At 51.4% G+C, this 12,847-nt stretch carries 13 protein-coding genes; 7 read left to right on the top strand and 6 right to left on the bottom strand.

The genetic code is table 11. The features are described from left to right. Positions 1-7: 7 nt before the first annotated feature. The 6 genes from F3H97_RS07955 to F3H97_RS07930 all read right to left on the bottom strand — a co-directional run bounded on the left by F3H97_RS07955 (position 8) and on the right by F3H97_RS07930 (position 4,353). A complete protein-coding gene (locus F3H97_RS07955; RefSeq protein ID WP_074036246.1) occupies positions 8-451 on the bottom strand; it encodes a YaaR family protein in 444 nt (147 codons plus the stop codon). A 24-nt stretch (positions 452-475) separates the two neighbouring features. Further along, positions 476-1,378, bottom strand: a complete 903-nt coding sequence (locus F3H97_RS07950) for a flagellin N-terminal helical domain-containing protein (RefSeq protein ID WP_159562647.1) — start codon at positions 1,376-1,378, stop codon at positions 476-478. Then, positions 1,362-1,742, bottom strand: a complete 381-nt coding sequence (locus F3H97_RS07945) for a flagellar protein FliS (RefSeq protein WP_159562646.1) — start codon at positions 1,740-1,742, stop codon at positions 1,362-1,364. Before F3H97_RS07945 ends, F3H97_RS07950 begins: the two co-directional genes overlap by 17 nt. Continuing rightward, complete coding sequence (locus F3H97_RS07940; RefSeq protein ID WP_047795070.1) at positions 1,739-2,029, bottom strand: EscU/YscU/HrcU family type III secretion system export apparatus switch protein; 291 nt, start codon at positions 2,027-2,029, stop codon at positions 1,739-1,741. The genes F3H97_RS07945 and F3H97_RS07940 overlap by 4 nt, the downstream gene beginning before the upstream one ends. Positions 2,030-2,038: 9 nt before the next feature. Next, complete coding sequence (locus tag F3H97_RS07935; protein ID WP_196431001.1) at positions 2,039-3,784, bottom strand: hypothetical protein; 1,746 nt, start codon at positions 3,782-3,784, stop codon at positions 2,039-2,041. A gap of 74 nt (positions 3,785-3,858) precedes the next feature. Next, positions 3,859-4,353 (bottom strand): competence protein ComK, encoded by a 495-nt coding sequence (locus F3H97_RS07930; RefSeq protein WP_031422844.1) that lies wholly within the window; start codon positions 4,351-4,353, stop codon positions 3,859-3,861. 271 nt (positions 4,354-4,624) lie between these two features. Between F3H97_RS07930 and cspD the strand changes: the two genes are divergently transcribed. The 7 genes from cspD to F3H97_RS07895 all read left to right on the top strand — a co-directional run bounded on the left by cspD (position 4,625) and on the right by F3H97_RS07895 (position 12,591). Continuing rightward, complete coding sequence (gene cspD, locus F3H97_RS07925) at positions 4,625-4,822, top strand: cold-shock protein CspD (RefSeq protein ID WP_012726946.1); 198 nt, start codon at positions 4,625-4,627, stop codon at positions 4,820-4,822. 305 nt (positions 4,823-5,127) lie between these two features. Continuing rightward, positions 5,128-5,691 carry a ribosome hibernation-promoting factor, HPF/YfiA family gene (gene hpf, locus F3H97_RS07920; protein WP_012726945.1) on the top strand — a complete coding sequence of 188 codons (564 nt, stop codon included), beginning with the start codon at positions 5,128-5,130 and terminating at the stop codon, positions 5,689-5,691. Between the two features lie 139 nt (positions 5,692-5,830). Next, positions 5,831-8,353 carry a preprotein translocase subunit SecA gene (secA, locus tag F3H97_RS07915; RefSeq protein WP_196431000.1) on the top strand — a complete coding sequence of 841 codons (2,523 nt, stop codon included), beginning with the start codon at positions 5,831-5,833 and terminating at the stop codon, positions 8,351-8,353. Between the two features lie 54 nt (positions 8,354-8,407). Continuing rightward, positions 8,408-9,508: a peptide chain release factor 2 gene (gene prfB, locus F3H97_RS07910; protein ID WP_035387837.1), complete on the top strand. Its 1,101-nt coding sequence runs from the start codon at positions 8,408-8,410 to the stop codon at positions 9,506-9,508. 61 nt (positions 9,509-9,569) lie between these two features. Then, complete coding sequence (locus tag F3H97_RS07905; protein ID WP_012726942.1) at positions 9,570-10,427, top strand: YitT family protein; 858 nt, start codon at positions 9,570-9,572, stop codon at positions 10,425-10,427. 108 nt (positions 10,428-10,535) lie between these two features. After that, a complete protein-coding gene (gene cccB, locus F3H97_RS07900; RefSeq protein ID WP_031422851.1) occupies positions 10,536-10,871 on the top strand; it encodes a cytochrome c551 in 336 nt (111 codons plus the stop codon). Between the two features lie 112 nt (positions 10,872-10,983). Beyond that, positions 10,984-12,591, top strand: coding sequence for a BCCT family transporter (locus F3H97_RS07895; RefSeq protein ID WP_159562643.1), 1,608 nt, complete (start codon positions 10,984-10,986; stop codon positions 12,589-12,591). Positions 12,592-12,847: the final 256 nt, after the last annotated feature.

The raw sequence follows: 12,847 nt of genomic DNA, 5'->3' as shown, positions 1-12,847 counted from the left end.
CGACACCTCACACATAGACATTGACGAGCAATCCGCGAATTTCACCGACTTGGTCGAGTAAGGAAAGGCGAGAGGCCTCACCCGAGATGACCTGATCTGTCAGCGCGAGGAGTTTTTGGTCGACTTGTTCGACGACCTTATAAATCTTCGCGCGCCCGCGGCGATTGAATCCGCGTTTATCTTCGAGACGGAGTGCCGCGTCAACGGCCTCTTTCATAAAGTCTTTAATCATTTGTTTGTATTCGGCAAGCGCTTCGACGGTCTGACTTTCAGCTAGAAGTTCTCCTTGTTCATGAATCGCGGCGATTTGACGTTGGAAGCGTTCATGCTCCCGGTCTTCACGCTTCTGACCGATCACATTTTGGAAGGAGACACCGGGTTCGACTTCGGCGCGCTTTGCCTTACTTGAGCCGAGGAGCGATTGCGTCTCCATGATGCGACGAATGTCCATATGGGCAACCGTCCTTTCTTTAGGTTAGTTCAATAATTGTAACACGCCTTGCGGCAATGCGTTCGACTGGGCAATCATCGCCATACCGGACTGGTTCAAAATGTTTAGACGAGCGAAGTCCATCATTTCACGGGCCATATCGGCATCACGGATTCGTGACTCAGACGCCGTCAAGTTTTCTGAGCCGATGGCGACGACGCTGACGTTCGCCTCCAAGCGATTTTGAATGGCTCCGAGTTTTGAACGTTCGAGTGACACTTTGTTGATGGCTGCATCGAATTTCGAAATGGCATCACCTGCATCCTCAGGTGTCAACACACTCAGTGCATAATACGTTTCAGTGGGTGTCGTCGAATCGTTGTCATGGTCGACGGCAGGAAGTTCTCCACCACCGGGTGTCGTCATCGTGATATTGAGTGCATGCGCCCGCATATCTTCCACATTTAAGATGACGGCTTCGTTGTTACCTGCACCGATTTGGAAGAATAACGTATTATTGCCTTGCATGTATTCGCCATTCATAATTTTCTTTGAGTTGAATTCCGTCGTTTCGGCAATTCGTGTCACTTCGGCAGTCAATGCGTTAATTTCTTCCTGGACAGCTTTGGCGTCGTCTTCACTGAGCGTTCCATTTGCTGATTGGACCGATAATTCACGCATTCGTTGGAGAAGGGCGTGTGTTTCGTTCATCCCGCCTTCGAGCGTCTGCGTGAGTGAGATACTGTCGAGCGTGTTGCGTTCTGCCATCGAGAGCGAGTCGAGGCGCATCCGCATTTTCTCTGAGATGGCGAGTCCCGCCGCATCATCAGATGCCTTGTTGATGCGAATCCCACTTGAGAGGCGATCCATCGTTTTTTTCATTGACGCTTGATTCAGGGAAAGAGATGTATACGCTTTTAATGCTTGGACGTTATTCGTAATTTTCATAACGGTTTCCTCCAGTCGTGACAGGTTGGGTCTTGGCACGCTCCATTGCTTCACCCCATGTTTGATCGAGGTCACTTGCGAGCGTATGTAGTTCGGCGATTTTTTCCTTATCCTGGTCGATGATTGCTTCGACGCTTGCGTTTGCCATATATAGATAAATTTCATCCAGTTGAGCCGCGATAATCCCGCCGCCGTCATGGAGTCCTTGGTGAAGTTTGACTAAAAGTTCACGGGCTTGGCGAAGATGACGGTTTCGTTCGGCAATCGTCGAATCTTGCGCATGTTTATAGTGATAGACGAGTGCGTGAAGCATCGCCTGAGTCAGCTCTTCCGGCCTCATTTCATATAATTGGGTTGAATTCATCTTTGTTCTCCTTTGATCGAATCAAGTTCCTCTATCAACAACAACACTTCTGCCATCACATCATAAAGTTGGGGTGGGATGGCGTCTCCTAGGTCAAGGTCGAGCAAATGGCCAAGCAAGGAATGGTCGTTCTCGACCGCTACTCCTCGGGCACGTGCTTCCTGTAAAATCTTTTCAGCGACGGCTCCGGTCCCGCGGGCGACGATGACGGGCGCTTTATCCGTCGTTTCATCATAGCGGACGACCGCGGCCGTCTTACGTTTCGTCAAATCCATGCGTTGGTACATCGAGACCTCCTAAATTCTAAAGTCATATCCTGTCGTCGGTGCTATCGTAGGCTCTTCGATGACACGATCAGCTTTCGTGAGCGGTTTGAACTGGGTCGTCACACTCTTATATCCAATCGTCTCGAGCGTTTGTTCGATTTTTCCGAGAAGAGGACGAGCGAGTCGCTCGACCGTCGAATCGTCGTGCTCGAGTGTGAGTCGGAGGTTTCGATCTTTCGCTTCGAGTTTGACACCAATTTCTCCAAGACGTGGCGTCTCTAAACGAATGTAGAGGACACTGTTCTCCCAGTCGACAACGTCCCCGGCCTCCCGGTTTTGGATATGAACATGGATTCCGGTGTCGATCTCTTGAACTTTTGCCGGTAGGGCGAACAAGAGTTGATGGAGCTGACCGCCATCAAGGCGGTTGAGCGTCTGTTGGACTTGGAAGAACGAGGCGAGGCGTTGCGCCTCGGGGTTCGTCGTATCTCCACGTACCGATAAAGCTGAAGTCGGCGTATTGGACGTCGCTTGGGCGAGCTGTGCCTGTGTCTGCACACGTTGCGCTACTTCCTGGATGTGTCGTCCAGATAATGTCGAATCGAGCTTGAGTGGCGCGACGGTCGGCATCTCGCCGGCACGTGTCGCCCCGTGTGGGATATATTCGATGCGTGTCTGGTTCGGCGCATAACGGAAATCATTCAGTGCCGCTCGGACCTCTTTGACGAGTGTCGCACTCTCTTGTGGTTTCGTCGCAAGCAACGACAACGCGACGTCGAGTTTGGCCGTCATGGCGACCAATTGCTTCTCTTGAGTCACATCGGTATGAAGCAAGGCGTCCGTCTTTTGGACGAGTTGTGTCAGACGGGTCGAGACGGTCTCGAGGGCAGGGCGTGCCGCATGCGGGTTCGTCTCGATCAACGCAGCGACTTGTCCGAGTTGTTTCGTCACGGTCGCCTGCTCGTTTCGGAACGTGTTCGTGACGGTCGCTAGATGTGACGTCACTTCCTTCACCATCACTTGCTTCCCGTTGATTGGAGGAAGCGGCATCGCTTGGCGCGATTCAGATTCAATCGGACGCGGTGATGTCGGTGTCGTCGGCGTGAGGTCACGGATGACCCGATCAATCGTTTCCGGTGTCGGCGTGACGCGTTCACTCACGGGACGTGACAGATTGACGAGTTCGACATACCGCTCTTTTTGTGGGTAAGGAGCGTTCGGCGCCGGCGGTGTGATCTGTTGTTTCGCTTCGTTCAAAGAGAGGACGGCGATCTCCCGAGCCATCTCACGAGGAACGGTCGGAGTGTCGAGCGTCTTCAAATGTAGGATGACGTCCCGCATGTCTCCTTTGAACGCCGTCTCGAGAAGGCGTACCGTGTCTTCGTTCATCGGCAAGCGTCCGGATTGTAGCAGACGGCTGACCGCGCTTCGTACTTCAGGTGGAAGGGAAGCGAGGAGCGTCTGAATCTTCGCATCAAGCTTTGACGACGCGGACGCAGGTGGTGCGGATTCAAGTGTCTCTTCCTTTGGAGGAACGACGGTCGCCATCAAGACGCCGTCCTGTTCGGCGAGCGTCACTTGGAACGGGTTCGTTTTCGGAAGCCCGTCTTTGAATGTGACCTCGACTTCTTCACCGTTGATTTTGACAATCGCGGAGTCGGGTCCTGTCTGTTTGACGAGTTCGGCCTTGTACGTCCGGTTCGTCTGGATGCCTGGTAAGACCGAACTGACGGCGGTCGCTTGGGCTTGAATTTGCATGTTTGTCACCTCGACCATAATATCGACCTCTTTTTAAAAAAATGAAGCGATACAATAGAAAAAAACCTTCCGTCTTTTCGACGGAAGGCGTGTCAGGACTCGAGCACGGGGCTCGCGTTCAATTGTTGGAACCGGGCGACAAGTTCACCTGTCGCTTTGAGCTGGTTCCGGAGGACGTACGGTGTTGCGTTCGTTTGGATTTGATGTCCATCGGTCGTGAGGACAAGCCCGTTCGGCTCACCCTCAATGTTCAGTATGTCTCGAATATGGGACCAGGCATACCATTCACAATCGTCTCGTTTTGGAGACTTCGTCGGGAAGAAGACGAGTCCAGTTGTCGGTTCAATCACGACAGGGACTTTCCCTTTTACGCCGGCGACGCGTTTGGCGATGAAGATTCTTTCCTCGATCGAGCTGTTGTACTGGCGGCAAGAAAGTTGCAACAACTGGTACGGCCGGAGCGGGGTTGAAATCTCGGTGCCATCCTCGAGAATGATCCGTGACTGCTTCATGATGTCAAAGCAAGGGAGAATCGCCACGGTTCGCTTTGTGATGCGATATTTTTCCTCAGAATAGTAGGAGCGCATACGCTGCACCATCCTCCTCGTATTAGATTTTCAGGATCGGCTAAAGACAAACGGCACAAACCTAAATCATCCCTTCAATGATATATCACAAAAAATGTAAATTCAACAAGACAATATGAAAAGTAGGGAAATATAATTCCAATGAAAGCCAAATGACGAAACGTTTACAAATATTTGAGAAAGTATTTGTCACGCTTACAAGAAGGTGGTAAGATTAGCCGTAGAGGACAATCCTCTGTATTCTCCAATGGTGAAAGGAATGGATTTACACATGGTAGGTAAAGTAAAATGGTTTAACTCAGAAAAAGGTTTTGGATTCATCGAAGTTGAAGGCGGCAAAGACGTGTTCGTACACTTCTCAGCAATCCAATCTGAAGGCTACAAATCACTTGACGAAGGTCAAGATGTAGAGTTTGAAATCGTTGATGGCGAGCGTGGCCCACAAGCGGCTAACGTTGTAAAATTATAATTTCAAACCACGAAGCCGGCTCCCTTGGGAGTCGGCTTTTATTTTTTCTACATAATAAAAAAAGGCGTTTAAAAATGAGTGGAATGGGTATTTTCTTTCTATACCTTTCGCTCGTTCTAGGAAATGTTGAATTCGGAACAAAATTGTCATTATTTTCTGATGATAACGTTTTCAATCGCAGCGTTTTCGGGGTATAATATGAGTGAGCCACCTGGTTCCCCTTTCTTTTTAAGAAATGAAGCAGGAGATTCCGTCTCGTTCGACGAATCATTGGTTCAAGCGGTTATTTCTAAGGAGGAGTTCAGATGATTTATAACATTCGCGGCGAAAACATTGAGGTCACACCAGCAATCAAAGACTATGTCGAGAAAAAGCTGGAGAAGTTGACTCGGTATTTCACAACTCCTACGGATGCACAGACGGCTTACGTCAACTTGAAAGTGTATAACGAGAAACAAAAGGTGGAAGTGACGATCCCGATGCCGAACTTGTTGCTCCGTGCTGAGGACATCAACCTCGACATGTATGCGGCAATCGACCTCGTCGTCGATAAATTGGAACGTCAAATCCGTAAACACAAAACGAAACTCAACCGTAAAGGACGCGGGAAAGAAGGTGGCGTCGGCGAGTACTTCAAGTCTTTAGAAGGACCTGATGATACACCGGCCGTCTACGATGAGGACGAGGCAGAACTCGAACTCGTGCGGACGAAACGCTTCACGTTGAAACCGATGGACACGGAAGAGGCGATTCTTCAAATGGATATGCTCGGTCACAGCTTCTTCGTCTTCTCAGACGCAGAAACGGGCAACACGAACGTCGTCTACCGTCGTAAAGATGGGAAGTACGGCTTGATCGAACCTGAATAATAAACTTGACACTACACGACCTCCCGGCTTCGGGGGGTCGTTTCCTTTTGCCTTTCCTTGAAAGGTGGCACCACTTCGGTTAAACTGTACATTAGGGAAAAAACATGCATTTTTTAGTGAGTGCAGAGGAGATATGAGTATGGCGAACTTTTTGAAAGAGTTATTTGCTCCACAGAAACGAATGTTGAAAAAAGCAGAGAAAGCGGCCGACTTGATCGAGTCGTTCGCCGAACCAATCAAAGCATTGTCCGACGAACAGCTTCAGGCGAAGACGGAAGAGTTCCGGGAACGTCTGGCAAAAGGCGAGACACTTGACGACCTCTTGCCGGAGGCGTTCGCGGTCTGTCGTGAGGCATCGGAGCGTGTGGTCGGGATGCGTCATTACCGTGTCCAGCTCATCGGGGGCTATGTGCTCCATAACGGCGACATCGCCGAAATGAAAACCGGTGAAGGGAAGACGCTCGTCGCGACACTTCCTGTCTACTTGAACGCGCTCACTGGCCGTGGCGTACACGTCGTAACGGTCAACGAATATTTGGCGAAACGAGATAAAGAACTCATGGAGCCGCTCTACTTCGCACTCGGTCTTTCAGTCGGCCTCAACGTGTCGAACATGGACCGTGTCGAGAAACAAGCGGCATATAATTGTGATATCACGTACTCGACGAACAACGAGCTCGGATTCGATTACCTCCGTGACAACATGGTCCTTTATAAAGAAGACCGTGTTCAACGTGAGCTCTACTACACGATTGTCGATGAAGTCGACTCAATCCTCGTCGATGAGGCGCGTACTCCGCTCATCATCTCAGGATCGGCTCAAAAGTCGACTGAACTCTACACGCGCGCGGATGCGTTCGTCCGTACGTTGAAAGAGGAAGACGATTACACGGTCGACGTGAAGACGAAGTCGGTCCTCTTGACGGACCAAGGGGTCGACCTCGCCGAGAAGTTCTTCGGCATCGACAACCTGTTCGCAATCGAGCACGTCGCCGTCAACCACCACGTCGGGCTCGCCCTTCGTGCAAACGCGGTCATGCATCACGATATCGACTATATGGTACGTGAGGGGCAAGTCATGATCATCGACCAATTCACGGGTCGTGTCATGGACGGACGCCGCTACTCGGAAGGTCTTCACCAGGCAATCGAGGCGAAAGAAGGCGTCGAGATTCAACGCGAATCGATGACGCTCGCCACAATCACGTATCAGAACTACTTCCGGATGTACGAGAAACTTGCCGGGATGACCGGTACAGCGAAGACAGAGGAAGAAGAGTTCCGTAACATCTACAACATGCAAGTCGTGACGATTCCGACGAACAAACCGATTCTCCGGGATGACAAGGCAGACCTCATCTTCAAATCGATGGAAGGCAAGTTCAAAGCCGTCGTGGAAGAGATTTCGGCAGTTCACGCAACGGGACAACCGATCCTCGTCGGTACGGTCGCCGTCGAGACATCTGAATACTTGAGCAAGCTTTTGACGAAGAAGAAGATTCGTCACGATGTCTTAAACGCGAAGAACCACGCGCGTGAGGCGGAAATCATCGAGAACGCCGGTCAAAAAGGTTCCGTCACGATTGCGACGAACATGGCCGGTCGTGGTACCGACATCAAGCTCGGAGAAGGTGTCATCGACCTCGGTGGTCTTTACATCATCGGGACAGAGCGTCACGAATCACGCCGAATCGATAACCAGCTACGTGGTCGTGCGGGCCGTCAAGGGGACCCGGGTAAATCCCAGTTCTACTTGTCACTCGAAGATGAGCTCATGCGTCGTTTCGGAACGGATAGCCTCCAAAGCATGATGGAGCGTCTCGGGATGGATGACACGCAACCGATTGAGAGCCGCATGGTCTCGAAAGCGGTCGAATCAGCGCAAAAACGTGTCGAAGGAAACAACTACGATGCGCGGAAGCAGCTTCTCGGTTATGACAACGTCATGGCGGACCAACGGAAGGTCATGTACAAGGACCGCTCGAGCATCCTCGAGAACGAGTCGGTCACAGATATCGTCCGTTCGATGATGGCACAGACGGTCGAACTCGGTGTCGGTCAATACACGCCGATCGAACTCGTACCGGAAGAATGGAACATCGACGAGCTCGCGCACTGGGCCAACCAGACGCTCGCGCTCGAGAAGACGGTCGAAGGCAAAGACTTCTACGGCAAAGAGCGTGAAGAAATCATCGAGCTTCTCATGGAGCGCGTGAACGAGCAGTACGAGGCGAAACGTGAACTCGCGCCACCGGAACGCTTCAACGAGTTCGAGAAGATCATCGTGCTCCGTGCCGTCGACTCGCACTGGATGTCCCATATCGACCATATGGACCAGTTGCGCCAAGGGATTCATCTCCGCGCCTATGGACAGAACGATCCGCTTCGTGAGTACCAAGCGGAAGGGATTAACATGTTCGACGCGATGAACGCGGCGATCTCAGAAGAAGTGACAGGCTTCGTCCTTCGTGCCGAAGTCGGGGACAACCTCCGACGCGAGAAAGTCGTCGAAGAGGAAGTCGCCGTATCAGGCAAGAACGATGCACCGGTCAAGAAGAAGCCGGTCCGTCGTTCGAAAGAAGACAGCATCGGCCGGAACGACCCGTGCTGGTGCGGTTCTGGTAAGAAGTTCAAGAACTGTCACGGTAGACAACAGGCTTAATTATTGAAGAGGCGGGTCCGCTCGCCTCTTTCCTACGGAAAGGTGAATCACACTATGGAAATTTCAGATATTCGGAACGAACTAGAGGCGATGGCGAAACGCCTCGAGAATTACAGAGCGTCTCTCAACTTGACAGAGAAAGAGGCACGTATCGCCGAGCTCGAGAACGAGATGACGTATCCAGACTTCTGGGACAACCAGGAGAAGGCACAAAAAGTCATCGACGAGTCAAACGGTCTCAAGGCGATGGTCGACAAGTATCAAGACCTCGCGAACCAACATGAGGACGGCGAAGTGACGCTCGAACTCATCAAGGAAGAGCCGGACGCCGAGATGCAAGAAGAGCTCGGGGAATCGATTCAAGCGCTCAAGAAGGAGTTTGATGACTTCGAACTCGAGATCCTCTTGAACGGACCATACGATGCGAACAACGCCATCCTCGAATTGCACCCGGGTGCGGGCGGTACCGAGTCACAGGACTGGGCATCGATGCTCCTTCGGATGTATCAACGCTTCGCTGACAAACAAGGCTGGAAAGTCGAGACGGTCGATTACCTCCCGGGTGAGGAAGCGGGCGTCAAGTCGGTCACGCTCCGCATCGTCGGTCATAACGCATACGGCTACTTGAAGGCGGAGAAAGGGATCCACCGGTTGGTCCGCATCTCGCCATTCGACTCGTCAGGCCGTCGTCATACGTCGTTCGTGTCATGTGACGTCATGCCGGAATTCGATGACGACATCGAGATCGAAGTACGGACAGAAGACCTCCGTATCGACACGTACCGTGCATCAGGTGCCGGCGGTCAGCACATCAACACGACGGATTCTGCCGTCCGGATCACGCACGTGCCGACGGGCGTCGTCGTTTCGTGTCAGACCGAGCGCTCACAGATCAAGAACCGTGAGTCGGCGATGAAGATGTTGAAAGCGAAATTGTACCAACGCGAACTCGACGAGCAGCAACGAAAACTCGACGAGATCCGTGGGGAAAAGACGGACATCGGTTGGGGTAGCCAAATCCGTTCGTATGTCTTCCACCCGTATTCAATGGTCAAAGACCACCGGACGAACCATGAAGTCGGGAACACGAGTGGCGTCATGGACGGCGACGTCATGCCGTTCATCGATGCCTACCTTCGTAAAACAAATATGTGATGCATGTGGCTCAAAGACACCTGTCTTTGGGCCATGTTGTGTGTAAAGGAGACTTTCTTTAATGAAGCAAATCGTCAAAGACTATCTGTATCTGTTGACCGGCTCAGTGTTCGTTGCCTCGGCCTTCAGCTTATTTCTGTTGCCAAACAATCTGGCATCAGGCGGGGTGAGCGGGATCTCGGTCATCACTTATGAACTGTTCGGCATCTCGCCCGGAGCGTTCCAGCTCGTGGCGAACGTGTTACTTCTGATTATCGGGTGGGCCATCCTCGGCCTCGGCTTCGGTGTGAAGTCGCTCGTTGGCTCCATCTTTTTACCGGGTGTCATTCTTTTCTATGAGGCGATCGATGCCGGTGCGGCTGTGGACGATACGCTCCTCGCGGCCATCTTCGGTGGTGTCGGCGTCGGTGTCGGACTCGGACTCATCTTCCGTGGACGCGCCTCGACAGGGGGAATGGACTTGATCGCTCAGATCTTACATAAGTTCACGCACATCCCGCTCTATCTCTGTATCGCCATCCTCGATGGCATGGTCGTCTTGACCGCGGCCTTGACGTTCTCGTTCACGACCGGGCTCTATGCACTCATCGCATTATTCATCACGGTCAAGATGATCGACTTCGTCCAGCTCGGGTTCACACAGGACAAGATGGCTTACGTCATCTCGGAGAAGCGAGACTTCATCGTCCGGGCCGTCTTCGAGGAGCTTGACCGTGGTGCGACAGAGATCCAAGCAATCGGAGCATACTCACGTCTCGACCGTCCGATGCTCATGATTGTTGTCCGTCAGAGCGAAGTGAGTCGATTGAAGGAAATCATCCGTCGGATCGACCCGGAGGCATTCCTTGTCTTCAGTGAGGCACATGAGGTGCTAGGACAAGGGTTTACGTCCGATAAGCGTTACATCAACGTACCGTAAGTTGTGGAATCTTTGTGTACTTTTCGTGAGATTAGGTTAGAAAGCATACGTTAACGGCTATAATGGTAAATGTAGGTCATTTCTACAACTTAGGAGGGGAACGTGGTTATGAAAAAATGGATGATGGCCATCGGCCTCGGCGCCATGCTGACACTCGGCGCATGTGGCGGCGGTGAAGAAGAGGATACATCGAGCAACGGGGATTCGGGCTCGAACACGGCATCGGTTGACGCGGAAGCGGTATACGCACAAAACTGTGCGGCATGTCACGGTGCGAACCTTGAAGGAATGAGTGGTCCGTCACTCGAGCAAGTCGGTGCTCGTCTGTCGGCAGAAGAGATTGAAAACGTCATTCGAAACGGTCAAGGCGCGATGCCTGCGAACGTCATTGAAAAAGACGAAGAAATCACAGCGGTCGCCGCTTGGCTCGCTGAGAAAAAATAAGATTCGACAGCATGAGGTGGAACACACCTCATGCTTTTTTGTTTTGGGTGTTAAGGCTTGGGGAAATATTGTTAAGGTAACGTGAGACATAGTGGAAATGGAGTGATGACAATTGAAGACGAAACTGATTGACTGGCCGACTTTTATCGGCTCGTTTGTATTACTGTTAGGGGTGACGTTACCGCTCATCTTCTTCCCAGAGACCGGTAAAGCGTGGGTCGGTGCGGCGAACGAATACATGACCTCTAACTTCGGCATGTTGTACTTAGCAATGGGCTTAGGTGCGTTCGGATTTTTGATTTTCATTGCCTTCAGTAAGAATGGTCATATCAAATTAGGTCGTGAAGATGAAGAACCCGAATTTAGTACATTCTCTTGGGCGGCGATGTTATTTGCTGCCGGCATCGGGTCCAGCATCCTCTATTGGTCCGTCATCGAATGGGTCTATTACTATGAAGGTCCGCCGTTCGGGCTGACACCGGAGTCACCGGAAGCGATTCAATGGTCGACAGCATATGGCATGTTCCACTGGGGACCGATCGCTTGGGCAATCTACACGTTACCGGCACTGCCGATCGCTTATTTCTTTTACGTCCGTAAGAAATCCGTCTTAAAGGTAAGTGAAGCGGTACGTCCCGTTATCGGAAAATGGGCAGATGGACCCCTCGGTAAATTGATTGATATCTTATTTATCTTTGGATTATTAGGTGGTGCCGGGACGACGCTCGCCCTCGGTACCCCGATGATTGCCGAAGGGGTCAACGAACTGACAGGGATTCCCGTCACGCTCGGGATGCAGGCCGTCATCATGTTGATTTGTACGGTCATCTTCGCCATCAGTTCTTACATTGGACTGAAGGGTGGCATCAAAGTACTCAGTGACTTGAACATCTGGCTCGCCCTTGGGATTTTGACGTTCGTGCTTATCTTTGGTCCGACTCGATTCATTATGGAGACGACGTTCAATGGAGTCGGAATCGTCATGGACAACTTTTTCCGGATGGCAACGTGGATGGAACCGTTCGGTGACTTCGGTGGCTTCACATCGACTGGGTTCCCGGAATCGTGGACGGTGTTCTATTGGGCATGGTGGCTTGTCTATGCACCATTCGTCGGATTGTTCGTCGCCCGTATCTCACGCGGTCGTACGATTCGGAATATGATCTTTGGGACGATGGTGTACGGAACGCTCGGATGCATCTTGTTCTTTGGGATTCTCGGTAACTACGGGCTCTACCTCCATCTAAGTGGGACGTTCGATGTTGTCGGGTACATGGCGGCGAATGGCCCGGCACCTACAATCATCGCCATCATCGGCCAATTGCCTTTCGGGAAAGTCGTCATCGGCGTCTTTACGCTTCTTGCCATTATCTTTTTGGCGACAACGTTCGATTCATCATCATACATCTTGGCATCGGTCACGCAAAAACATGTCGAGGATGAGCCGATTGTCTGGAACCGTCTCTTTTGGGCGTTCGCGCTTGCTATCATGCCGCTCACGCTCATGTTCCTCGGCGGACTAGAGACGCTCCAGACAGCGAGTATCGTCGGTGGATTCCCGCTTATCTTCATCATGTTCCTTCTTGCTTGGTCATTCGTCCGCGTATCGAGTCGGGATATCCGGGCTTCCGATGACTATGAATCCTCAACGATTCATATCAAGTATCGGAAACGGAAAAAGTCGCCGTTTGATGCATTGAAAGAAAAACCACACGATTAAATGTGGCGTATTGGTGAAGGGTGTTCCTTAGGGAACACCCTTTTGAAGTGCGGTTTCAACATTCTCTTAGGGAATAAGAAAGCGAGTTTCTTCGCGACATTTTCACATCGAACTCAATCGAACTGAAACAATCCTGTAATGGTGTTTTAAAAGTCGGATTGATATAATTGTAGTCGCTTCAACATATGCCCTAGATGATTTTTTGACCAGGCTAACATAAAAAAGCGACACCTTGACAGAGGGAGCCGTTTCCTGT

This window comes from Exiguobacterium sp. SRB7LM, from assembly GCF_015712685.1.
Lineage (GTDB): Bacteria > Bacillota > Bacilli > Exiguobacteriales > Exiguobacteriaceae > Exiguobacterium > Exiguobacterium profundum.
This window is presented reverse-complemented; position numbering and strand designations above follow the sequence as displayed.